Source organism: Halorhodospira halophila (assembly GCF_016653405.1).
GTDB lineage: Bacteria > Pseudomonadota > Gammaproteobacteria > Nitrococcales > Halorhodospiraceae > Halorhodospira > Halorhodospira halophila_A.
The window spans coordinates 22,316-44,313 of the sequence record NZ_NHSN01000011.1 but is presented as its reverse complement, the minus strand read 5'-3'; the positions used below and the strand labels follow the sequence as shown (position 1 = coordinate 44,313).

Annotated in this window: 21 protein-coding genes and 1 tRNA gene; 21 read left to right on the top strand and 1 reads right to left on the bottom strand. The window is 69.6% G+C overall.

Features of this window, described 5'->3' with window-relative positions; all coding sequences use genetic code 11:
* The 12 genes from CCR79_RS03795 to CCR79_RS03740 form a co-directional block, all read left to right on the top strand.
* The coding region (locus tag CCR79_RS03795; protein WP_201168923.1) for an ADP-dependent NAD(P)H-hydrate dehydratase at nt 1-530 on the top strand (530 nt) is incomplete at its 5' end.
* 2 nt (nt 531-532) lie between these two features.
* Nucleotides 533-994, top strand: a complete 462-nt coding sequence (gene tsaE / locus CCR79_RS03790; RefSeq protein WP_201168927.1) for a tRNA (adenosine(37)-N6)-threonylcarbamoyltransferase complex ATPase subunit type 1 TsaE — start codon at nt 533-535, stop codon at nt 992-994.
* A 110-nt stretch (nt 995-1,104) separates the two neighbouring features.
* Nucleotides 1,105-2,400 (top strand): N-acetylmuramoyl-L-alanine amidase, encoded by a 1,296-nt coding sequence (locus CCR79_RS03785; protein ID WP_201168921.1) that lies wholly within the window; start codon nt 1,105-1,107, stop codon nt 2,398-2,400.
* A gap of 9 nt (nt 2,401-2,409) precedes the next feature.
* Complete coding sequence (gene mutL / locus CCR79_RS03780; protein WP_201168919.1) at nt 2,410-4,278, top strand: DNA mismatch repair endonuclease MutL; 1,869 nt, start codon at nt 2,410-2,412, stop codon at nt 4,276-4,278.
* On the top strand, nt 4,278-5,210 hold the full coding sequence (gene miaA, locus CCR79_RS03775) for a tRNA (adenosine(37)-N6)-dimethylallyltransferase MiaA (RefSeq protein WP_201168917.1): 933 nt from the start codon (nt 4,278-4,280) through the stop codon (nt 5,208-5,210). Before mutL ends, miaA begins: the two co-directional genes overlap by 1 nt.
* A gap of 82 nt (nt 5,211-5,292) precedes the next feature.
* Nucleotides 5,293-5,565 (top strand): RNA chaperone Hfq, encoded by a 273-nt coding sequence (gene hfq, locus CCR79_RS03770; protein ID WP_201168915.1) that lies wholly within the window; start codon nt 5,293-5,295, stop codon nt 5,563-5,565.
* 28 nt (nt 5,566-5,593) lie between these two features.
* Entirely contained in the window at nt 5,594-6,874 is a 1,281-nt protein-coding gene (gene hflX, locus CCR79_RS03765) for a ribosome rescue GTPase HflX (protein ID WP_201168925.1), read from the top strand.
* Nucleotides 6,875-6,964: 90 nt separating this feature from the next.
* The gene (gene hflK / locus CCR79_RS03760) at nt 6,965-8,152 is read left to right on the top strand and encodes an FtsH protease activity modulator HflK (RefSeq protein WP_201168913.1); all 1,188 of its coding nucleotides are present in this window, start codon (nt 6,965-6,967) and stop codon (nt 8,150-8,152) included.
* A complete protein-coding gene (hflC, locus tag CCR79_RS03755) occupies nt 8,152-9,060 on the top strand; it encodes a protease modulator HflC (protein WP_201168911.1) in 909 nt (302 codons plus the stop codon). Before hflK ends, hflC begins: the two co-directional genes overlap by 1 nt.
* Before the next feature lie 24 nt (nt 9,061-9,084).
* The gene (locus CCR79_RS03750) at nt 9,085-9,270 is read left to right on the top strand and encodes a DUF2065 domain-containing protein (RefSeq protein WP_207189659.1); all 186 of its coding nucleotides are present in this window, start codon (nt 9,085-9,087) and stop codon (nt 9,268-9,270) included.
* Nucleotides 9,270-10,448: an ATP phosphoribosyltransferase regulatory subunit gene (locus tag CCR79_RS03745; protein WP_201168906.1), complete on the top strand. Its 1,179-nt coding sequence runs from the start codon at nt 9,270-9,272 to the stop codon at nt 10,446-10,448. Before CCR79_RS03750 ends, CCR79_RS03745 begins: the two co-directional genes overlap by 1 nt.
* A gap of 2 nt (nt 10,449-10,450) precedes the next feature.
* Nucleotides 10,451-11,746, top strand: a complete 1,296-nt coding sequence (locus CCR79_RS03740; protein ID WP_201168903.1) for an adenylosuccinate synthase — start codon at nt 10,451-10,453, stop codon at nt 11,744-11,746.
* Between the two features lie 195 nt (nt 11,747-11,941).
* Here the strand turns inward: CCR79_RS03740 and CCR79_RS03735 are convergent.
* Nucleotides 11,942-12,028, bottom strand: a tRNA-Leu gene (locus CCR79_RS03735).
* Nucleotides 12,029-12,177: 149 nt separating this feature from the next.
* Here CCR79_RS03735 and rnr point away from each other — a divergent pair.
* The 9 genes from rnr (at nt 12,178) to radA (ending at nt 21,875) form a co-directional block, all read left to right on the top strand.
* Nucleotides 12,178-14,652, top strand: a complete 2,475-nt coding sequence (rnr, locus tag CCR79_RS03730) for a ribonuclease R (protein WP_201168900.1) — start codon at nt 12,178-12,180, stop codon at nt 14,650-14,652.
* A gap of 5 nt (nt 14,653-14,657) precedes the next feature.
* The gene (gene rlmB, locus CCR79_RS03725; RefSeq protein WP_201168897.1) at nt 14,658-15,476 is read left to right on the top strand and encodes a 23S rRNA (guanosine(2251)-2'-O)-methyltransferase RlmB; all 819 of its coding nucleotides are present in this window, start codon (nt 14,658-14,660) and stop codon (nt 15,474-15,476) included.
* A gap of 95 nt (nt 15,477-15,571) precedes the next feature.
* Nucleotides 15,572-15,931, top strand: a complete 360-nt coding sequence (gene rpsF, locus CCR79_RS03720; protein WP_201168894.1) for a 30S ribosomal protein S6 — start codon at nt 15,572-15,574, stop codon at nt 15,929-15,931.
* 49 nt (nt 15,932-15,980) lie between these two features.
* On the top strand, nt 15,981-16,205 hold the full coding sequence (rpsR, locus tag CCR79_RS03715; RefSeq protein WP_201168890.1) for a 30S ribosomal protein S18: 225 nt from the start codon (nt 15,981-15,983) through the stop codon (nt 16,203-16,205).
* 9 nt (nt 16,206-16,214) lie between these two features.
* Nucleotides 16,215-17,096, top strand: coding sequence for a hypothetical protein (locus tag CCR79_RS03710; RefSeq protein WP_201168887.1), 882 nt, complete (start codon nt 16,215-16,217; stop codon nt 17,094-17,096).
* Nucleotides 17,097-17,135: 39 nt separating this feature from the next.
* Entirely contained in the window at nt 17,136-17,588 is a 453-nt protein-coding gene (gene rplI, locus CCR79_RS03705) for a 50S ribosomal protein L9 (protein WP_201168884.1), read from the top strand.
* Between the two features lie 32 nt (nt 17,589-17,620).
* Nucleotides 17,621-19,435 carry a replicative DNA helicase gene (gene dnaB, locus CCR79_RS03700; protein WP_201168881.1) on the top strand — a complete coding sequence of 605 codons (1,815 nt, stop codon included), beginning with the start codon at nt 17,621-17,623 and terminating at the stop codon, nt 19,433-19,435.
* Nucleotides 19,432-20,526 carry an alanine racemase gene (gene alr / locus CCR79_RS03695; RefSeq protein WP_201168878.1) on the top strand — a complete coding sequence of 365 codons (1,095 nt, stop codon included), beginning with the start codon at nt 19,432-19,434 and terminating at the stop codon, nt 20,524-20,526. Before dnaB ends, alr begins: the two co-directional genes overlap by 4 nt.
* The gene (gene radA, locus CCR79_RS03690; RefSeq protein ID WP_201168875.1) at nt 20,526-21,875 is read left to right on the top strand and encodes a DNA repair protein RadA; all 1,350 of its coding nucleotides are present in this window, start codon (nt 20,526-20,528) and stop codon (nt 21,873-21,875) included. Before alr ends, radA begins: the two co-directional genes overlap by 1 nt.
* The last annotated feature ends 123 nt before the right edge of the window (nt 21,876-21,998 follow it).

The following is a 21,998-nucleotide window of genomic DNA, read 5'->3' as shown; positions in this document are numbered from 1 at the left end:
CCTGGGGGCGTGCGATGTGGGCGGCTTGCCGGGATGTGGCCCGCCCCCGCGTGGTCGATGCGGACGGGCTCAACCTGCTCGCCGCCGACGGGCGGCCGCTGGCCGACGCTGTGCTGACGCCGCACCCCGGTGAAGCGGCGCGGTTGCTCGGCGCCGACTGGGACACCACGGCGATCGCCGCTGACCGCTTCGCCGCCGTGCGCGAGCTGGCCTCGGGGTGGCAGGCGGTGGCCCTGCTCAAGGGGGCGGGGACCCTGGTCGACGACGGTCGAGCGCGCTATCTGGCCAGCGCCGGGACGCCGGGGATGGCCAGCGGCGGCATGGGGGATGTGCTCACCGGGGTGGTGGCCGGGCTGTGGGCCCAGTGTCCGGGGGCCGATCGGGCCCGTATGGCGGCGGTGGCGGCCCACGTCCACGGCCGGGCCGGGGAGCGGGCCGCTGCGGCTCTGGGCGGTGAGCGCGGCCTGCTCGCCAGCGACCTGCTCGGCTGGTTGCCGGCGGTTCTCGCCGAGGGGGAGGCGGCGGCGTGAGCATGTGGCAGTGTGATCTCGCCGACGCCGCGGCCACCGAAGCCCTGGGGGCGGCGCTGGCCGCGGTGCTCTCCGAGGGGGTGGTCTACCTGCACGGCGACCTGGGAGCGGGCAAGACCACCCTGGCCCGCGGGTTGCTGCGCGCCCGCGGGGTGGCCGGCCCGGTGCGCAGCCCCACGTACACGCTGCTCGAGCCCTACGCCACGGCCGCCGGGTCCGTCCTACACCTGGATCTTTACCGCCTGGCCGACCCCGAGGAGCTTTACTTCCTGGGCGTCGAGGAGATCGAGGCGACGGGGACGCTGGCGCTGGTCGAGTGGCCGGGGCGCGGCGCCGGGGTGCTGCCGCCCGCGGATCTGTCGGTGACGTTGGGGTACGTCGGCGCCGCACGGCGTGCGACGGTCCGCGCCGAGACGGCGCGAGGCCGCGGAGCGGTGGCGGCGCTGGATTCAGGTAGCGCTTGAGTTTTGCTCCTTATCTTCTCGTCTATCGGGAAAAAACCCTTGAAGCCGGCCGGCGCCCGGCATAGCCTTGAGAGGCAGCAACGGGCGACCACGAGGTGCGAGGAGGAGCGTTGAGGCGGGGCTATGGCCTGGCATGGATCGGGCTGCTGATCGGGCTGCTGGCGGCCCATGCGGCGCCGGCCGCGACTATCGACAATGTGCGGCTTTCCGATGAGGACGACCGCACCCGGGTGGTCTTCGACCTGGATCAGGTGCCGGAGCATCGGGTTTTCACCCTGCCGGATCCGCACCGGGTGGTGATCGACTTCGAAGGCGTCGAACTCGGTGCTGCCGATCTGCCGCGGGGCGGGGTGCTCGATGGAATCCGCACCGGCCGGCAGGAAGGCGGCGGGCTGCGCGTGGTCCTCGACGTCAGCCGCGAGGTGGAGGCGCGCAGCTTCGTGATCGGCGGCGGCGACGACGGCGGCCAGCGCCTGGTGGTGGATCTGGGCGGCAAGCAGGGCGAGCGCCGGCAGGCGGTGCGCTCCGCCTCGGAGCGCGAGACACGCGAGGTGATCGTCGCCATCGACGCTGGCCACGGCGGGGTCGACCCCGGCGCCATCGGCCCCGACGGGACCTTCGAGAAGGATGTGGTCCTGGAGGTTTCCCGCCAGCTCTACGACCTGATGAAGGAGGCCCAGGGCCTGCGGCCGCTGATGGTTCGCGAGGGCGATTACTACATGAACCTGCGCGACCGCACCCGGGTCGCCCGGGAGGGCAACGCCGACATCTTCCTCTCCATTCACGCTGATGGGGCGGAGAATCCCAACGTTAAGGGCGCCTCGGTCTACGCGCTGTCCCTGGACGGGGCCACCTCGGAGCAGGCGCGGGTGCTGGCGCGGCGGGAGAATGCGGCCGACTTCATCGGTGGGGTCTCGCTGGAGGACAAGGACGACACCGTGGCCTCGGTGCTGGTGGACCTCTCCCGGGGGCACACGATTGAGGCGAGCCTGGAGATGGGTGAGTACCTGCTGCCCCAGCTCGACCGCCACGCGTATCTGCTGCGCAACCGCGTCGACCAGGCCGGTTTTGCCGTGCTCAAGTCCCTGGACATGCCCTCGCTGCTCATCGAGCTGGGCTTTCTGACCAACCCCGAGGAGGAGCGCCGGCTGAACACCCGCAGCTATCAGCGTGACCTGGCCGAGGGGATCGTCGCCGGCGTACGCGAGTACGCCGAGCGCCACATCCTCCCTGAGCTGCGCATGGCCGATGCAGGCCAGAACGGCCAGCGCGAGCACGAGGTTCAGCGCGGTGAGAACCTGTCGGTGATTGCGCAGCGGTACGAGGTCAGCACCGAGCGCCTGCGCGAGGTCAACGACCTCTCCGGGGATCAGATCCGCGCTGGCAGCACACTGGTCATCCCTTAGAATGCGCGCATGAGTACGCGCGGCATTCACCCCCTGCCGGATAATCTGATCGACCAGATCGCCGCGGGCGAGGTGGTCGAGCGCCCCGGGTCGGTGGTCAAGGAGCTGGTCGAGAACAGCCTTGACGCCGGCGCCGGGCGCATCGAGGTGCAGATCGAGCGCGGCGGCAAGCAGCGTATCCGCATCGCCGACGACGGCGGCGGCATCCCGCCCGGGGAGCTGGAGCTGGCCCTGCGTCGGCACGCGACCAGCAAGCTCACCGGCCTCGAGGAGCTGGAGCGGATCGCCAGCCTCGGGTTCCGCGGCGAGGCGCTGCCGAGTATCGCCGCCGTTTCGCGGCTGACCCTGGCCTCGCGCACCGCCGACGACGAGCTCGGTTATCAGCTGCGGTGCGACGGTGGGGCGCTGGGCGCGCCGGAGCCGGTGGCCCAGCCGCCGGGGACCACCGTCACCGTCGATGATCTCTTCTACAACACCCCGGGGCGGCGCAAGTTCCTGCGCACCGAGCGAACCGAGCTTTACCACGTCCAGGAGGCGCTGCGCCGGTTGGCGCTGAGCCGGTTCGATGTCGGTTTCTCGCTCGCCCACCAGGGGCGGCGGCTGTGGTCGGTGGCCCCGGCGGTCAGTGAGACGGAGCGCCACGAGCGCCTTGCCGAGCTGCTGGGGCGTGCCTTCGCCGATCACGCCCTGGCGGTGGAGCTGGAGGGCGCCGGGCTGCAACTCAGCGGCTGGCTGGGGCTGCCCACCGCGGCGCGGCGCCAGGGGGATCTGCAGTATCTGTTCGTCAACGGGCGGCTGGTGCGTGACCGGGGGGCGGCTCACGGGATTCGCCAGGCCTACAGCGACTGCCTCTACCGGGACCACTACCCCGCCTATGTCCTTTTCCTGGAGATGGATCCGGCGCGGGTCGACGTCAACGTCCACCCGATGAAGCACGAGGTGCGTTTCCGTGACGGGCGCACGGTGCACGACTTCCTGGCACGGCGGATTGCCGACGCCCTGGCGACGGTGGATCCGGCCGGCGCGGCGGCACCCGCGGCGACGGGTTCGCCTGGTAGGGCCCCGTCCGCCGGTGTTGGCACGGCCCCGGGGGCGGCGTCGGCTGTAGCGCCGCGTGCCGGGGCCGACGGATCGCAGGGTGGCACCGCGGAGCTGGGGCTGCCCCTGGCTGAGGCCCGGCAGCTCTATGGCGGTGGCGCCGGTGCGCCCGCCGGTACCCCGGGGAGCGCGGGGGCACCGGCTGCCCCCGCAGAGCCAGCCACCCCGGGGGATCCGGCCACCCGGCAGGAGGCCGAGCCGGAGCTGGGCCACGCCGTGGGGCAGATCCGTGACGCCTACATCCTTGCCGAGTCCCAGCGGGGCTTGGTAGTGGTGGACATGCACGCCGCCCACGAGCGAGTGGTCTACGAGCGGATGAAGGCGCAGCTGGCGGCCTCGGGGATCGCCACCCAGTCGCTGCTTGTGCCGGTGAGCGTTCCGGTGCCCCCCGCCGAAGCCGAGCGGGTGGAGCTGCACGCAGCCACCCTGGCGCAGGCCGGTCTGGAGGTGGATCGGGCCGGCCCGGAGTCGGTGCGGGTGCACCGGGTGCCGGCGCTGCTCGCCGAGGCCGACGCGGCGGCGCTGGTCCGCGACGCGGTGGCGGCGCTGGAGGCGGAAGGGGCGGGCGGTGGCGTGGAGGACCGGGTGCACGCGCTACTCGCGCAGATGGCCTGCCACGGCTCGGTGCGCGCCGGGCGCCGCCTGGAGCGGGCCGAGATGGACGCCCTGTTGCGTGATATCGAGCGCACCCCGCGGGCGGCACAGTGCAACCACGGCCGGCCCACCTACACCGTGCTCGACGACGAGGCGCTGGCGCGGCTGTTCATGCGGGGGCGGTGATGGCGGCGCCGGTGGTCTTCATCATGGGGCCTACCGCCGTCGGCAAGAGCGAGCTGGCCCTCTCCCTGGCCGAGCGGCTGGGCGGGGAGATCGTCAGTGTCGATTCGGCGCAGATCTATCGAGGGTTGGATATCGGGACCGCCAAGCCCTCCCGCGCGGTGCGCGCGCGCTGCCCGCACCATCTGATCGACATCCGCGACCCGGTCGAGCGCTACTCGGCGGCGGAGTTCGCCCGCGACGCCCAGGCGGCCATCGCCGCCATCCGCGGCCGCGGGCGGTTGCCGGTGCTTGTCGGTGGGACCGGTCTCTATTTCCAGGCGCTTCAGCACGGGCTCTCACCCATGCCGCCGGCGGATACCCGGATCCGCGCCGAGTTGGCGGCGGAGGAGGCGGCCCACGGCGTGCAGGCGCTGCATCGGCGGTTGTGGGCCCTGGATCCGGAGAGTGCCGCACGGCTGCACCCCAACGACAGCCAGCGCATCCAGCGGGCGCTGGAGGTCTACCGGCTCACCGGCCGACCGCTGAGCGAGGTCCAGCGCGAGCCGGGGCTGCCGGGGCTGGACGAGGCGCCGCTGAAGGTCATCCTCGAGCCGCCGGAGCGTGCCTGGCTGCACCGGCGCATCGAGGCCCGTTTCCGGGCCATGCTCGCCGCCGGGCTGGTGGGCGAGGTGGTGGCGCTGCACCGCCGCGGCGATCTGGGCGAGGAACTCCCGGCGATTCGTGCGGTCGGATACAGGCAAGTCTGGCATTACCTGGAAGGCGCCTGCGACCACCCCACGATGATCCGCCGGGGGCTGCGCGCCACGCGTCAGTACGCCAAGCGCCAGATCACCTGGTTGCGCGGGCAGGACGACGGAGTCCGGTTCACGGCGGGCGACGGGCTGGAGGCGCGGGTTCACAGCTATGTCACCGGGGCCCTCGGGGGCGTGTGATACACTTTTCCCATGAGCAAGTGGCGCCCCTGCGGCGGGGTTCGCGGGTCATAACAACAACAATCATTGGGGGCGAATCGTCATGGCGAAGGGGCAGTCATTGCAGGAACCCTTTCTGAATACCCTGCGCAAGGAAAAGGTTCCGGTCTCGATCTACCTGGTCAATGGGATCAAGCTGCAGGGGCAGATCGAGTCCTTCGATCAGTTCGTGGTGCTGTTGCGCAACAACGTCAACCAGATGGTGTACAAGCACGCCATCTCGACCATCGTCCCGGCACGGCGCGTGCGCCTGCCGCAGCAGGGCGAAGAGGCATCCGCCGAGGCGGTCGTCGGCGAGGAGGCAAGCGATAACTAATCAGCGCAAGGGTAGCGGTCCGGCGGATCTGTTCGCCCGGCCTTCTGGGGGCGAACGGGCCGTGGTGCTGCACGTCCGGCTTCCAGGGGACGCCCTGGACGCCGCGGAGGAGTTCGAGGCGCTGGGTGACTCCGCCGGCGCCGAGGTGGTGGGCCGCTTTCGCCACCGACGCGACACCCCGGATCCGCGGACCTTCATCGGCCGCGGCAAGGTCGCCGAGCTGGCCGAGCGGGTGCGCGAACTGGACGCCGGGCTGGTGCTGGTTGACCAGCCGCTGTCGGCGGCTCAGGAGCGCAACCTGGAGACCGACCTGGGCTGCCGTGTGCTCGATCGCACCGGGCTGATCCTGGATATCTTCGCGCAGCGGGCGCGAACCTTCGAGGGCCGGCTCCAGGTGGAGCTGGCGCAGCTCAAGCACGTCGCCAGTCGCCTGGTCCGCGGCTGGTCCCACCTGGAGCGGCAGAAAGGCGGGATCGGCCTGCGTGGCCCGGGCGAGAAGCAGCTGGAGATGGACCGCCGGTTCATCGGCGGGCGCATCCAGCAGATCGAACGGCGCCTGGCCAAGGTGCGCCGAACCCGTGAGCAGGGCCGCAAGGCCCGGCGCAAGCGCGAGCTGCCCGTGGTCTCGCTGGTCGGCTATACCAACGCCGGCAAGTCCACCCTGTTCAATCACGTTACCGGCTCACAGCGCCTGGCCGAGGATCGGCTGTTCGCGACACTCGATCCCTCGTGGCGCCGCGTGGAGCTGGCCCGTGGCTCGGCGGCGGTGGTTTCGGATACGGTGGGCTTTATCAGCCGGCTGCCCCACGATCTGGTGGCGGCCTTCCGCTCGACCCTCGAGGAGGTCACCGACGCGGATCTGCTTCTTCACGTCATCGACGCCGGGGCCGAGGAGCGCGAGCACCAGATCGAGCAAGTGGAGGCGGTCCTCGCGGAACTCGGTGCCGATGCGGTGCCCACGCTGCGTGTCTACAACAAGGTGGATACCTGCGCCCTGGCGCCGGGCCGGATCGAGGACGACGAAGGCCTGGTGACCGGCGTACGGATCTCGGCGGCCACCGGTGAGGGGGTGGAAGCCCTGCTCGAGGCGGTGGCCGAGCGGCTCGGCCCGGAGCGCACCCGGCGCCGTGTCCATCTGCGGCCGGATCAGGGGCGCCTGCGTGCCCAGCTGTTCCGGCTCGGCTGTGTCATCGAGGAGCACTGCGCCGACGACGGCCAGCTCGCTCTGGAGGTGGAGCTCCCCGTGCATGAGCTGGAAAGGCTCCATGTCCGTGAGGGGCTGCCGCGCGGAGAGGTTGTCCCTACCTGACTTCGGTTGCGGTTGGCGGGGCAGCTCCCTAGAATCTGACCGTTCGACCGACCTGACGGCGGATCGTCTTAGTCACATACGGAGTCCCGAATGGCGTGGAATGAGCCCGGCGGCGGCAGCCGCGACCCCTGGGGCAGCGGCCCCAAAGGCGGCGGCAGTGGGGGGCCGCCCGATCTGGATGAGGTCTTCCGCAAGTTGCGTGAGCAGTTGCAGGGCCTGTTCGGCGGGCGCATGCCCAGCGGGCCCTCCCGCGGGCCCGGCGCAACCGGCATCGGCTTGCTGGCGCTCGGCGCCTTCGTGGTCTGGATGCTATCCGGCATCTATATCGTCGACCAGGGCTGGCGCGGGGTGGAGCTGACCTTCGGTCGCCACTCCGATACGACGGAGCCCGGGCCGCACTGGCACTGGCCGCGCCCCATCGGCCAGATCGAGCGGGTCAATGTCGACCAGCGGCGCATCGCCGAGGTCGGCTACGAGTCGATGCAGAATCGGGCCCGTCCCGTGCCGGCCGAGGCGCTGATGATCACCCGCGACGAGAACATCGTCGATGTGCGGATCGCGGCGCAGTACGAGGTCAATGATCCTTTCCTCTACCTGTTCAACTTCCGCTTGCCGGAGCAGACCCTCAAGCAGGTCACCGAGAGTGCCGTGCGCGAGATCATCGGCAAGCGTGAACTGCAGTATGTGCTCACCGAAGGCCGCACCGAGGTGGCGCAGGAGACCGGGCGGTTGCTCCAGGAGGTGATGGACGAGTACCGCACCGGGCTGCAAGTGGTGCAGGTGGCGGTCCAGGATATCCAGCCCCCCGAGCCGGTGCAGCCGGCCTTCGAGGACGCCATCCGCGCCCGGGAGGACGAGCAGCGCACCATCAACCGGGCCCAGGCCTACGCCAATGAGCTGATCCCGCGGGCCCAGGGCCAGGCGGCGCGCATTCTCGAGGAAGCAGACGGTTACCGCGAGCAGGTTATCGCCCAGGCCGAGGGTGACGCGGCCCGCTTCGAGGCGCTGGTGGCCGAGTACCGCAACGCACCGTCGCTGATGCGTCAGCGGATCTACCTCGAGACCATGGAGGAGATCCTCGGGCGCGTGCCCAAGGTGATGCTCGACTCCGAGTCCAGCCAGTCGCTGATGTACCTGCCGCTGGACAAGCTCATGGATCGCCGGAGTGGCACGACGGCGTTTGCCGGCGAATCCAATATCGATGTACCGCAGGAACGGGACGCCATCTCGCCGACGCAGCGAGCACGAGAGGCGCTCCGTGATAGGGGGACGCGCTGATGCGAATCCTGAAGAACGTCGTGTTGCCCCTGCTGGTGGTGGCCGCGATCCTCGGCTACTTCTCGGTGTTCACCGTCTCCGAGAAGGAGGTCGCGCTCAAGTTCCGGCTTGGTGAGATCATCAAGTCGGACTTTGATCCGGGGCTCCACTTCAAGACCCCGTTCGTGAACAACGTCCGCAAGTTCGACGCCCGGGTGCAGAACCTGGACGAGGAGCCGGAACGGTTCCTGACGGTGGAGCAGAAGAACCTGATCGTCGACTCCTTCGTGAAGTGGCGCGTGGATGATGCCGAGCGTTACTACACCACCGTCCGTGGTGAGCCGGAGCGGGCCAACCAACGCCTGCGCGAGATCATCCGCGATGCCCTGCGTGCCGAGTTCGGTAAGCGCACGGTGCAGGACATCATCTCCGGCGAGCGCGTGCAGATCATGGACATCCTGCGCGTGACCACCGCCGAGGCGGCGCAGAGCCTGGGGCTGGAGGTGCTCGATGTGCGCCTCAAGCGCATCGATCTGCCCGAGGACGTTACCGACTCGATCTTCGACCGCATGGTGGCGGATCGTGAGCGGGTCGCCCGCGAGATCCGCGCCCGCGGTGAGGAGGCCGGCGAGCGCATCCGCGCCGACGCCGACCGTCAGCGGACGGTGCTCCTCGCCGAGGCCTACCGGGACGGTGAGTCCCTGCGTGGTGAGGGTGATGCCACCGCGGCGGAGATCTACGCCAGCGCCTACAGCCAGGAGCCGGATTTCTTCGCCTTCCAGCGCAGCCTCAGGGCCTATCGCGAGTCCTTCCAGGGTGAGGACGATCTGTTCGTCCTGTCGCCGGACTCGCAGTTCTTCCGCTTCTTCGACGGCGGCGAGCAGCTGCCGGGGATGAACGGCGAGCTCGGGTCCCCCGATCAGGACTGACCGAGAGGGGGGATCGCCGTGGAGATGGGTGACCTGCTCACCGCGATCGCCCTCCTGCTGGTGATCGAGGGCATCCTCCCTGCAGCGAATCCCGGCGCCCTGCGCCGGGTGTTCCTGCAGGCCGCCGAGATGGATGATCGAAGCCTGCGGACCGTCGGCCTCCTGTCCATGGGGGTGGGCGTTCTGCTGCTCTACTGGGTGCGAGGTTAATGGATCGCAAGGCACGGTGGATGCTGCCGGACGGCGTCGACGAGCTGTTGCCGCCGGAGGCCGCACAGGCCGAGGCGTTGCGCCGTCGGCTGTTGGATCTCTTCGATTCCTGGGGGTATGAGCTGATCATGCCCCCTTTCATTGAGTACCTGGAGGCACTGCTCACCGGCACCGGCCGGGATCTGGACGTGCAGACCTTCAAGGTCACCGATCAACTCTCCGGGCGGACGCTGGGCGTGCGCCCCGACATCACCCCGCAGGCGGCCCGGATCGACGCCCATCAGCTGCGCCGCGAGGGCATCACCCGGCTGTGCTACATCGGCAGCACCCTGCAGGCGCGGGCCGAAGGGCCCGCCGGCAGCCGCAATGCCGTGCAGCTTGGCGCAGAGCTCTACGGCCACGCCGGGGTGGAGAGCGATCTGGAGGTGATCTCGCTGATGCTCGCCACGCTGCGCGCCGCCGGGGTGGAGCAGCTGCATCTGGATGTGGGGCACGTGGGTATCTTCGAGGCCCTGCTTGAGGACCTCGGCCTCGGCCCGGCCGCCGAGGAGGCCCTGCTTGATGCCCTGCAGCGCAAGGCCGGCGACGAGATCGCCGTCGTGCTCGCCGAGGCCGGCGTGGAGACGGCGCAGGCCGAGCGTCTTTCGGCGCTGGTCGGGCTGCACGGCGGCGTGGAGGTCCTAGAGCGGGCGCAGACGGTGCTCGGCTGGGCCGGTCCGGCTGTGGCCGAGGCGCTGGAGCAGCTGCGTGTGGTGGCCGACAGCCTGGCGCGGCGCGAGCCGGAGTTGCCGCTGCACCTGGATCTGGGCGAGCTGCGCGGCTACCGCTACCACACCGGGCTGGTGTTCGCCGCCTACACCCCGGGCTATGGGCAGGAGCTGGCGCGCGGTGGGCGCTACGACGGCATCGGCCGGGCGTTCGGGCGGCCGCGGCCGGCCACCGGCTACAGCGCCGACCTCAAGGCGCTGCTCAACCTCGGCGGCGGCGTTGCGGGGCCGGCTGGGGGTGGCGTGCTCGCCCCCTGGGGCGATGATCCGGCGTTGCATGCACGCGTGGCCGAGTTGCGCGCCGCCGGTGAGCGGGTGGTCTGGCAGCTGCCCGGCGACGAGCAGGACAACCACGGTTGCGATCGACGCCTGGTCGAGCGCAACGGCACCTGGGAACTGGATACGGAGTGAGTATGGGCACCAATGTGGTCGTAGTCGGCACGCAGTGGGGCGACGAGGGCAAGGGCAAGATCGTCGACTGGTTGACCGAGAACGCCGGGGTCGTGGCGCGCTTCCAGGGCGGGCACAACGCCGGCCATACGCTGGTCATCGACGGCGAGCAGACGGTGCTGCACCTGATCCCGTCCGGCATCCTCCGCGATGATGCTACCTGCGTGATCGGCAACGGCGTGGTGCTCTCCGCCGAGGCGCTGCTCGAAGAGATCCGCGAGCTCGAGGCCCGTGGGGTTCCGGCGCGGGAACGGCTGCGCATCAGCCCCTCCTGCCCGCTGATCCTGCCCTGCCACGTGGCGCTGGATCACGCCCGGGAGAAGGCGAAAGGCAAGGCGGCTATCGGCACCACCGGCCGCGGCATCGGTCCCGCCTACGAGGACAAGGTGGCCCGGCGCGGCGTGCGGTTGTCGGATCTGTTCCACCGCGAGCGCCTGGCGCAGAAGCTCGGCGAGCTGCTCGACTACCACAACTTCGTGCTCAAGCACTATTTCGGCGCCCCGACCATGGACTTCCAGGAGGTCCTCGATCAGGCGCTGGCCCACGGCGAGCAGCTGCGGCCGCTGGCCACCGACGTCGGTGCCCTGCTGACCGCGGAGATGCGCACCGGACGCAATATCCTCTTCGAGGGCGCGCAGGGTACGCTGCTGGACGTCGATCACGGCACGTACCCCTTCGTGACCTCGTCGAACACCTGCGCTGGTGCCGCCGCCGCGGGGACCGGCGTCGGCCCGCGCACCCTCGACTACATCCTGGGGATCACCAAGGCGTACACCACCCGGGTGGGGCAGGGGCCGTTCCCCACGGAACTCGACTTCGACGACGAGATGGGTATGCACCTGGGCGAGCGGGGCCATGAGTTTGGCGCCACCACCGGGCGGCAGCGCCGCTGCGGCTGGTTCGACGCCGTGGCCACGCGCCGGGCGGCGCAGATCAACAGCCTCAGCGGGCTTTGCATCACCAAGCTCGATGTCCTCGACGGCCTGGAGACGCTCCGGCTGTGCGTCGGCTACCGGTGCCAGGGGGCGCTCTGCGAGACGCTGCCGTCGGAGGTGGAAACCCTGTCGGAGTGCGAGCCCGTCTACGAGGACATGCCCGGCTGGGCGGAGACCACCTCGGGCATCGAGCGCTACGAGGATCTGCCCGAGAACGCTCGCGCCTACCTAGAGCGCATCGAGCAGCTGGTCGGTGTCCCGGTGGCGATGATCTCTACCGGCCCGGATCGCAACGAGACCATCGTCCGCCAGAGCCCGTTCTGATCCGCCCGGCGCGGGCTCTGCGCCTTGGCTTCGACGCCTCCCCAGTGATCCGATGCATCCAGCGCCGCTGACCATTCCCCGCGAGGGGTCAGCGGCGACACTGGGTTTTGACCCGGCAACAAAAAAGCCCCCGGGAGGATGCCTCCCGGGGGCTTTCGACTTTCCGAGCCGTGTGGCTCAGAAGCTTGGGGAAATTGGTGCCGAGGAGAGGACTCGAACCTCCACGGGGTTTCCCCCACTAGCACCTGAAGCTAGCGCGTCTACCAATTTCGCCACCTCGGCATGCCCGCTGAAGACCTCGTCAGCGAGTGCGCAAGACTGTAACGGCGCCCCCGGGCAGGTGTCAACAGGCCATCGCGAGGCGGTCGGAATCCTTTGTGGAGGCCCGGCCCGCTGGCGTATCCTCCCGGGATTGATCCAAGGAATAGAAAATGGCGAAGCAAACCAAGAAGCGACCCCCCAAGCGCGACCCGTATCAGGAGCGCGAGCAGGCCAAGTACGAGAACCCGATCCCCAGCCGGGAGTATCTGCTGGAGCTCCTGGCCGCCCACCGTCGCCCGTTGGGTCGGCGCGAGATCGCCGAGGCCTTGGGGCTGGAGAGCCCGGATCAGCATGAGGCGCTGCGCCGCCGGCTGCGCGCCATGGAGCGTGACGGGCAGCTGGTGCGCAATCGCCGCCGCGGGTACTTGGTCGTGGATCACAGTGAGCTGGTTCGCGGCCGCGTCATGGGGCGACCGGACGGCTCCGGTTTCCTGCTGCCGGATGGTACCGGCGATCGGATCGCCCTGTCACCGCGCCAGATGCGCTGCCTGCTCCACGGCGACCGGGCCATCGTGCGCATCACCGGCCGCGACGAGCACGGTACGCCGCAGGGTGAGCTCGTCGAGATCCTTGAGCGCGGCAATCGGCAGATCACCGGCCGGTTCTTCGAGGAGCACGGGGTGGGGTTCCTGGTGCCGGAGAACAAGCGGCTGCAGCAGGACGTTTTGCTGACGCCGGACGGGCGCGGCGGGGCCGAGGACGGCGAGTTGGCGGTGGCCGAGATCCTGGCCCAGCCCAACGAGCGTCGACAGCCCATTGGCCGCATTACTCAGGTGCTCGGGCGGACGATCCACGTCGGTGAAGAGGATGTAGTGGCCGCGCGCATCCACGGCATCCCGATGGACTGGCCGGCCGAGGTGGAAGAGGAGGTCGCCGCCTTCGGTGAGGAGGTCCCCGAGGCCGACAAGCAGGGGCGCACCGACCTGCGTCGGCTGCCGCTGGTGACCATCGACGGCGCCGATGCCAAGGACTTTGACGACGCGCTCTATTGTGAGCCCACCGCCAAGGGCTGGCGGCTGGTGGTCGCCATCGCCGACGTGTCCCACTACGTGCGCCCCGGCTCCGCGCTGGATCAGGAGGCGCGACTGCGTGGCAGCTCGGTCTATTTCCCGCGATCGGTCGTGCCGATGCTCCCCGAGGCCCTGTCCAACGGGCTGTGCTCGCTGAACCCGAAGGTCGATCGACTGGCCATGGTCTGCGACATGCTCCTGCAGGGCAACGGCAAGGTCCTGCGCTCGCGCTTTTATCGTGCGGTGATCCAGTCGGCGGCGCGGTTGACCTACGACCAGGCCGCGGCGGCGGTGGTCGACGGCGACCGCAAGGCGCGCTCGGCCATCGGCGAGGACGTGGTGCGTCACCTGGGCAACCTGCACAACCTCTACAAGACGCTGCGCAAGTCCCGTGAGGAGCGGGGTGCCATCGATTTCGACACCACCGAGACGCAGATGCACTTCGATGACGAGGGGCGTGTGGTCTCCGTCGAACCGACGGAGCGCAACGACTTCCACAAGGTCGTTGAAGAGTGCATGATCTCGGCCAACGTCTGCGCGGCCAAGTTCTTGACCAAGAACAAGGTGCCGTCGCTCTACCGGGTCCACGAGCGCCCCGGCGAGCAGAAGCTCGAGCAGCTCAAGGAGTTCCTGGCCCAGGCCGGGCTTGAACTCGGTGGCGGTGAAGAGCCCACGGGCAAGGATTACGGCCGGGTGATGGAGCAGGCCCGCGAGCGCCCCGATCGCCACCTCATCGAGACCGTCCTGCTGCGGTCGATGCAGGCCGCCGAATACCGGCCGGACAACGCCGGTCACTTCGGGCTGGCGCTGGACGCCTATACGCATTTCACGTCGCCGATCCGCCGCTACCCCGACCTGGTGGTCCACCGGGGCATCGGCCATGTGATCGACGGTCACCGCGGGCGCAGTTTCCCGGTGACCCACAACGATCTGGTCACCCTCGGTGAGCACTGCTCTATGGCCGAGCGCCGGGCGGATGAGGCGACGCGGGATGCCGAGATGACGCTCAAGTGTGAGTATCTCTCGGACCACCTGGGTGACGAGTTCATCGGGGTGATCGCGGCGGTCACCTCCTTCGGGCTGTTCATCTCGCTGGAGGGGGTCTACGTCGACGGTCTGGTGCACATCACCAATCTTGAGAGCGACTTTTTCCATTACGACTCGGTGGGACACCGGCTGGTCGGTGACCGGACGGGCAAGGAGTACCGGCTCAGCGACCGGGTCCGGGTGCGCGTGGCTCGCGTGGAGAAGGACGACCGCAAGATCGATCTGGAGATGGTCGCTCATCCGGTGGACGCTGACGGCGAGCCTCTGGATGGCAGCCGTAAGTCGGGCAAGCGCGGCAAGGGCGGTACGAACCGCGGCCGCAAGTCGGCTTCCGGCGCCGGCCCGTCCGGCAGCGGGTCGTCGAAATCCGCCAAGTCCGAGGGCGGGGGGAAGCGCAAAACGGCCGCCAAGGGCGGCGAGTCGGGCGACGAATCGCAGAAGGAGGGGGGCGGCAGCGGTAAGAGCCGCCGCAGCAGCCGGAGCCGGCGCTCCGGACGGCGCCGCAGTGGTAGCGATCGCAGTAACTGACGGTCATGGCACAGGGCAGACGACGCCGTAGCCGCGGCAAGGGGTCCGCGGCTGCGGACACCGCCGAGGACGGGGCTCAACTGGTCTACGGCCAACACGCCGCGCGCGAGGCTGCCGCCTACGATCCCGCCGGCGTCGAAGCCGTGTGGGTGGAGCGCGGTCGACGGGATGCCCGGCTCGAGCGCCTGCTCGACAAGCTGGACCGCCAGGGAGTGAGCGTCGAGCGCGTGCATCGGCGGGCGCTCGATGAGATGGCTGAAGGGGGCAACCACCAGGGCGTCATCCTGCGCTACAGCGGTACCCCAGCCCGCGGCGAAGGGGAGCTGGCGGATCTGTTGGCCACCGAGCCCGAGCCGCTGCTACTGGTGCTCGATCGGGTTCAGGATCCGCACAATCTCGGCGCGTGCATGCGCAGCGCCGCGGCGGCAGGCGCCCACGGCGTGGTGGCGCCGCGGGACCGGGCGGCGGCGCTGAGCCCGGCAGTGCACAAGACCGCCGCCGGCGCGGTTCAGCGCATCCCCTTCTTCCAGGTAACCAACCTCGCGCGGACCCTGCAGCAGCTGTGCGCGGCTGGGGTCTACACCGTGGGGGCCGCTGGTGAGGCGGAGCGCAGCTGCTATCAGATCGATCTGCGCGGCCCGCTGGCGCTGGTCCTCGGCGGCGAGGGCGAGGGCCTGCGGCGGCTGACCCGGGAGCGTTGTGACGCACTGGTGGCGATCCCCATGCCCGGTACGATGGAAAGCCTCAACGTGTCCGTGGCCGCGGGCGTCCTACTTTTCGAGGCTGTCCGTCAGCGCTTTCCACAGGGCGGCGATCTCGGGTAGACTTGCCCGCTTAACCCAAGGTGCAACCTTGCCTCACATCCGTGGGGGTGGAGGCTGTTTGAGCCTGCGGCTCGAATAACCGTAAGGAGTGATGGATGCGACACTACGAGATTGTCTTCATGGTCCACCCGGACCAGAGCGACCAGGTTCCCGCCATGGTCGAGCGCTACCGCAGCATCGTCGAGTCCAGCGGCGGCACCGTGCACCGCCTGGAGGACTGGGGTCGTCGGCAGCTGGCCTATCCGATCAACAAGCTGATCAAGGCCCACTACGTGCTGATGAACGTCGAGTGCGGCAAGGATGAGATCGACGAGCTTACCTCCGCCTTCCGCTTCAACGACGCGGTCATCCGCAACCTGGTGCTGAGCCGCGACGAGGCCGTCACCGAGCCGTCGCCGCTGGCCAAGGGCAACGAGAAGCGCGAGGACCGCAAGGAGTCCGAGGACGCGGAGTAAAACCGCGCCACGCGCCCGCCGACACCGACGATCAACGAGGAGCTAGACCATGGGACGTTTCTTCCGGCGCCGTAAGTACTGCAAGTTCACCGCGGAGGGCGTGAAGGAGATCGACTACAAGGATCTCAACACGCTGAAAAACTACATCACCGATACCGGCAAGATCGTGCCGAGCCGGATCACCGGCACCAGCGCGCGCTACCAGCGCCAGCTGGCGCGGGCGATCAAGCGCGCCCGTTTCCTGGCGCTGCTGCCGTACACGGACCGTCACTGAGCCGGGGCCGTGAAGGCGTTCGCCGCCTTCATTCTGCGCGGGCCGTTCCAGGCGGCCACGGTCATGGTGGCAGCGGCACTGCTGCCGCTGCTCTCCGTCCTGGCCGCCGGCGCCCTGGCGCTGGTGACCCTGCGCGACGGGCTGCGCCAGGGTGTGGTGGTCGGCGCCATGGCGGGGGCTGCGCTGTTTGCGCTGATGTTCGCCGCGCTGGGAACGGGCGAGCCCGCGTTGCGACTGATCCTCGAGCAGTGGGTGCCGGTGCTCCTGCTTGCCGAGGTGCTGCGCCGGAGCTTCTCCCTGCCGCTCACCCTGTTGCTGTGGATGGGCCTGGGCGCGGTTGCCGTGATCGGGTTCCATCTGGTGGTGCCGGACCCGGCGGCCTACTGGCGCTCGGTGGTCGAGGCCTTCCTGGCCGTCGCCGGCGGTGAGGCGGAACTCGGCGGCGAGGCCGGGGTCCTGCTGCAGGACGAGCTGCTGCCGGTGATGACCGGTCTTTGGGCGGTGAATCTGATGCTGGTCGTCCTCGCCGGGCTGCTCATCGGCCGGGGGCTGCAGGCGCTGCTGTTCAATCCGGGCGGTCTGCGCGCGGAGTTTCACGCCCTGGATCTGGGGCGCGAGGCGGCGCTGGTTGCCTTGGTGCTCTGGCTCGGGGGGCTGTTCGCCGGCCCAAGTCTGATCACCGACCTGGCGCTGGTCACCGGCGCGGCTTTTGTGGTCCAGGCGATTGCGTTCAGCCACGCCATCGTCGCGGCGCGGGGGCTCAGCGGTGGGTGGCTGGTGCCGGTGTATGTGCTGGCGCCACTGCTGTTCCGCCCGCTGGCGCTGGTGGGGATCGGCGATGCGCTGTTCCAGTGGCGGCGAAGACTCGGCGGCGGGACGTCCTCGCAGTAGCGCCGTCACAACCGAATACGAACGATCGAGGTGCAAGGCATGGAACTGATTCTTCTGGAAAAGGTGTCGAACCTGGGGGACCTGGGTGATCGCGTCCGGGTGCGTCCGGGCTACGGCCGCAACTACCTCCTGCCGTACGGCAAGGCCAAGATGGCTACGGAGGAGAACATCCGTTACTTCGAGGAGCGTCGCGCCGAGCTCGAGAAGGCCGCCCGGGAGGCCGAGCAGGCGGCCCAGGCCCGCCTGGAGCAGCTCCAGGAGCTGACTCTGACCATCGCGGCCAAGGTCGGCGAGCAGGGCAAGCTGTTCGGCTCGGTGGGCCCGGCGGATATCGCCAACGCCGCCGAGCAGGCCGGTGTCGAGCTGGCCCGGCGCGAGGTGCGCATGCCCGAGGGGCCGATCCGTGTGGCCGGCGAGTACGACGTGCAGGTGTCGCTCTACACCGACGTCGAGGGCACGGTGAAGGTTGTGGTCGAGGGCGACGAGTCCTGATCGCCAGCCGGGGGTAACCCGGGGAGGAGACGGTGCAGGGTGACGGATCCGCCTCGGACTCCGAGGCCCTGAAGGTTCCGCCGCACGACCTGGAGGCGGAACAGGCGGTGCTCGGCGGGCTGATGCTCGACAACGCCGCCTGGGATCAGGTCGCCGACCGTCTCCACGAGGAGGATTTCTACCGCCGCGAGCATCGCCTGGTCTACCGGGCCATGGGCGAGCTCGCGGAGGGGAATCACCCCATGGACGTGGTCACCCTCTCCGGGTGGCTGCGCAAGCAGGGCCGGCTCGAAGAGGCCGGTGGCCTCAGCTATCTCGGGGGTATTGCCCGCGAGACCCCCTCGGCGGCGAACATCCGCGCCTATGCGGATATCGTCCGCGAGCGCTCGGTACTGCGGCAGCTGATCCGCGCCGGCTCCGATGTCGCCGAGGCGGCCTTCCGCCCGGAAGGGCGCAGCAGCGAGGATCTCCTCGACTACGCCGAGCAGACCATCTTCCAGATCGCCGAGCAGACCGGCCGCCACCGGCAGGGCTTCGTCGGGATGCGGCAGCTCATGCCGCAAGTCATCGATCGGATCGATACCCTCTACAACACCCAAGAGGCCGTCACCGGTCTGGCCACCGGCTTCGACGACCTCGATCACCTGACCTCCGGGCTCCAGGATGGCGATCTGGTGATCGTCGCCGGGCGGCCGTCCATGGGCAAGACCACCGTGGCCATGAACATGGTCGAGCACGTGGCCATGCAGTTGAAAAAGCCCGTGGCGGTGTTCTCCATGGAGATGCCGGCGGATGCCCTGGCGATGCGCATGCTGGCCTCGCTCGGGCGTGTGCACCTGCAGCGGGTGCGCTCAGGCAAGCTGCAGGACGACGACTGGCCGCGGCTGACCTCGACGATGAGCCTGCTCGCCGAGGCGCCGCTGTTCATCGACGACTCCCCGGGGCTGACGCCTACAGAGATACGCGCGCGCGCTCGGCGGCTGCAGCGGGAGCACGATGAGCTCGGGCTGATCGTCATCGACTACCTGCAGCTGATGCAGATCCCCGGGTTCCGGGAGAACCGCGCCGGCGAGCTTTCGGAGATCTCCCGCGGCCTGAAGGCGCTGGCCAAGGAACTCAACACACCGGTCATCGCCCTGTCGCAGCTCAACCGCTCGCTGGAGCAGCGGCCGAACAAGCGGCCGATCATGTCGGATTTGAGGGAGTGCGTGACCGGTGATACCCCGGTGCTCCTCGCCGATGGGCGGCGCACACCCATCTCTGAACTGGTTGGAGAGGAGCCAGAGGTCATTGCCGTCAACGAGCGCCATCGGTTGGTACGCGCGAGGGCGGAGAAGGTTTGGTGTGTTGGTCGGCGTCCGGTCTACCGTGTTCAGCTGGCGAGCGGACGGGTGCTACGGGCTACAGGACGGCACCGCTTACTGACGGCTTCGGGCTGGCAACGGGTTGATGAGCTAAGCGCCGATGACCGCATCGCGATTGCCCGGACTGCGTCCGAGCCGCAAAGGCATCAGGAGAGCGATCTGTTCTGGGATTCCCTGGTCGCTGTCGAACCGGATGGCGAAGAGGATGTCTACGATTTGACCGTGCCCGGGCCGGCATCCTGGGTGGCAGACAGTATCGTCAGTCACAACTCGGGCGCCATCGAGCAGGATGCGGACTTGATTGCGTTCATCTACCGGGATGAGGTCTACAACGAGGATACCCCGGACAAGGGCGTGGCCGAGCTGATCATCGCCAAGCAGCGCCAGGGGCCGATCGGTACGGTCAAGCTCACCTTCCTGGGCGAGTTCACCCGGTTCGAGAACTACATCGAGGACGTCTACGGTGGGGGGATTCCGGGGTGAGCCGGGCAGCGCGGGCCACGGTGGATCTGAGTGCCCTGCAGGCCAATCTCCGGGTTGCGCGCCAAGCAGCTCCCGGGCGGCGGGTCATGGCCGTGATCAAGTCCGATGGTTACGGCCACGGCCTGACCCATGTGGCCCGGGCGTTGAGCGGGCACGCGGAGGCGTTGGCCGTCACCGACGCCACGGAGGCCGAAGCGCTGCGCGGGGCCGGGTTCCGCGAGCGTATCGTCCTCCTCCAAGGACCTTTCCGGGTCGAGGATCTGGAGCGGGCGGCGGCTGCGGATCTTGAGCTGGTCATTCACACCCATTGGCAGGTGGAGGCGCTGGCGCAGGCTCGGCTGGCCTCGCCGGTGACGGTTTGGGTGAAGGTCGACAGCGGTATGCACCGGCTCGGCTTCCCGCCGGAGGAGGTCCAGGCGGTCTGGCGCCGTCTGACCGAGGCCCCGGGCGTGCGGGCCGACGTCGGCTTCCTGACCCACTTGGCGTGTGCCGATGATCGGGGCAACCTGGCCACCGAGCGGCAGCTGGCCACCTTTGAAGCCGCCTGTGAAGGTCTACCGGGGCCACGCTCGGCGGCCAATTCGGCCGGTGTGCTGGGTTGGCCGGCAAGCCACTACGACTGGGTGCGTCCGGGGATCATGCTCTACGGCGCATCGCCTTTCGTGGATGGCCGGGCAGATCAGCCCGCGCTGCAACCGGCCATGGCGTTTCGCGGTCAGGTGGTGGCGGTGCGGCATCTGCAGGCTGGTGACGCGGTCGGCTACGGCGCGACCTGGTGCTGTCCTGAGAGCATGCCGGTGGGGGTTATCTCCGTGGGCTATGGCGACGGGTATCCGCGCCATGCGCCGAGCGGCACGCCGGTGGAGGTGGCCGGGCGGCGGACGCAGCTGGTGGGGCGGATCTCCATGGACCTGCTGGCGGTGGACCTGCGTGGCCTCGAAGGGGTGACCGAGGGGGATCCCGCGATCCTCTGGGGCGGCGCGGTGCGCGCCGAGGAGGTGGCCGACGCCTGCGGCACCATTGCCTACGAGCTCTTCTGCCGGATGCCGCCCCGGGTTCGGCGCGAGCCGGTGGATACGGGGGCGTCCTGATGGCCCGCAGCCGCCGGCGTTTTCTCTGCTCGGACTGTGGCGCGGAGCAACCGCAATGGGCGGGTCAGTGTCCGGAGTGTGGCGCCTGGAATACGCTCGAGGAGATCGCACAGCCGGCCGCATCCGGCGGTGGCCGGGTGGGCCGGGGCACGGAGATCACCACGCTGGCCGAGGTATCGACCGCGCCGGAGCCGCGGCTGGCCACCGGCGTGGCTGAGCTGGACCGAGTCCTCGGCGGCGGTCTGGTGCCCGGGTCGGTGGTGCTCATCGGCGGCGAGCCGGGGATCGGTAAATCGACCCTGCTGCTGCAGACGCTGGCGGCCCTCTCCCGCGAGCACCCGGCGCTCTACGCCACCGGTGAGGAGTCGCTCCAGCAGGTGGCGCTGCGGGGGCAGCGCCTGGGCGTGGCGGATGACGCCATGAAGCTGATGGCCGAGACGGCGGTCGAGGAGGTCGTCGCGGCAGCGGAGCGGATCCGCCCCCGGGCCCTGGTGCTCGACTCGGTGCAGACCTTCCACACTGCGGCGCTTGGCTCGGCGCCGGGGTCGGTCTCCCAGGTCCGCGAGAGCGCGGCGCAGCTGGTGCGTCTGGCCAAGACCACCGGCATGGCGGTGATCCTGGTCGGCCACGTCACCAAGGAGGGGCACCTGGCCGGGCCGCGAGTGCTCGAGCACATGGTAGACACCGTGCTCTACTTCGAGAGCGATCAGGGCAGCCGCTACCGCGTGGTGCGGGCGGTGAAGAACCGCTTCGGCGCCGCCAACGAGCTCGGCGTCTTTGCCATGGCCGAGGACGGCCTGCGCCAGGTGCGCAATCCCTCCTCCATCTTCCTCTCCCGTCACGATCAGGATGTGCCGGGCAGCGCGGTGCTGGTGACCCGGGAGGGGAGTCGGCCCCTGCTGCTTGAGGTGCAGGCGCTGGTGGCCGACTCCGCCGGGAGTCAGCCGCGCCGCGTGGCCGTGGGCCTGGACGGCAGCCGCCTGGCGCTGCTGCTGGCGGTTCTCCAGCGCCACGGCGGGATCAGCACCGCCGGCGAGGATGTCTTCCTGAACGTGGTCGGCGGCGTGCGTGTCCAGGAGACGGCGGGCGACCTGCCGGCGCTGGCGGCGGTGCTCTCGAGCCTGCGCAATCGGCCCCTGCCGCGGGACTCGGTGGTCTTCGGGGAACTCGGTCTGGCCGGCGAGGTGCGCCCCGTCCCCGGTGGCGAGGAGCGCCTGGCCGAGGCGGCCAAGCACGGTTTCACGCGGGCGGTGGTGCCGGCCAAGAATGCCCCCCGCCACGGGGTGGCGGGCATGGAACTCCACCCGGTGCGCCGTCTGGAGGAGGCGATCACCGCCCTGATGGGCTGAGGAGGGGCGCCGCGCGGGGGCTTTTCGGCTGCGCGCACCGACGGCCCCGGGCGAAAAAGAAACGGGCGCCGCGGAGGCGCCCGTGCGTGGTGCGGGACTCGGGCGAGGAGGAGGGCGCGGGCC

Coding starts and splice junctions, on each gene's coding strand:
- tsaE (WP_201168927.1), top strand. CDS start 533: ATGTGGCAGTGTGATCTCGCCGACGCCGCGGCCACCGAAGCCCTGGGG.
- mutL (WP_201168919.1), top strand. CDS start 2,410: ATGAGTACGCGCGGCATTCACCCCCTGCCGGATAATCTGATCGACCAG.
- miaA (WP_201168917.1), top strand. CDS start 4,278: ATGGCGGCGCCGGTGGTCTTCATCATGGGGCCTACCGCCGTCGGCAAG.
- hfq (WP_201168915.1), top strand. CDS start 5,293: ATGGCGAAGGGGCAGTCATTGCAGGAACCCTTTCTGAATACCCTGCGC.
- hflK (WP_201168913.1), top strand. CDS start 6,965: ATGGCGTGGAATGAGCCCGGCGGCGGCAGCCGCGACCCCTGGGGCAGC.
- hflC (WP_201168911.1), top strand. CDS start 8,152: ATGCGAATCCTGAAGAACGTCGTGTTGCCCCTGCTGGTGGTGGCCGCG.
- CCR79_RS03750 (WP_207189659.1), top strand. CDS start 9,085: ATGGGTGACCTGCTCACCGCGATCGCCCTCCTGCTGGTGATCGAGGGC.
- CCR79_RS03745 (WP_201168906.1), top strand. CDS start 9,270: ATGGATCGCAAGGCACGGTGGATGCTGCCGGACGGCGTCGACGAGCTG.
- CCR79_RS03740 (WP_201168903.1), top strand. CDS start 10,451: ATGGGCACCAATGTGGTCGTAGTCGGCACGCAGTGGGGCGACGAGGGC.
- rnr (WP_201168900.1), top strand. CDS start 12,178: ATGGCGAAGCAAACCAAGAAGCGACCCCCCAAGCGCGACCCGTATCAG.
- rlmB (WP_201168897.1), top strand. CDS start 14,658: ATGGCACAGGGCAGACGACGCCGTAGCCGCGGCAAGGGGTCCGCGGCT.
- rpsF (WP_201168894.1), top strand. CDS start 15,572: ATGCGACACTACGAGATTGTCTTCATGGTCCACCCGGACCAGAGCGAC.
- rpsR (WP_201168890.1), top strand. CDS start 15,981: ATGGGACGTTTCTTCCGGCGCCGTAAGTACTGCAAGTTCACCGCGGAG.
- rplI (WP_201168884.1), top strand. CDS start 17,136: ATGGAACTGATTCTTCTGGAAAAGGTGTCGAACCTGGGGGACCTGGGT.
- radA (WP_201168875.1), top strand. CDS start 20,526: ATGGCCCGCAGCCGCCGGCGTTTTCTCTGCTCGGACTGTGGCGCGGAG.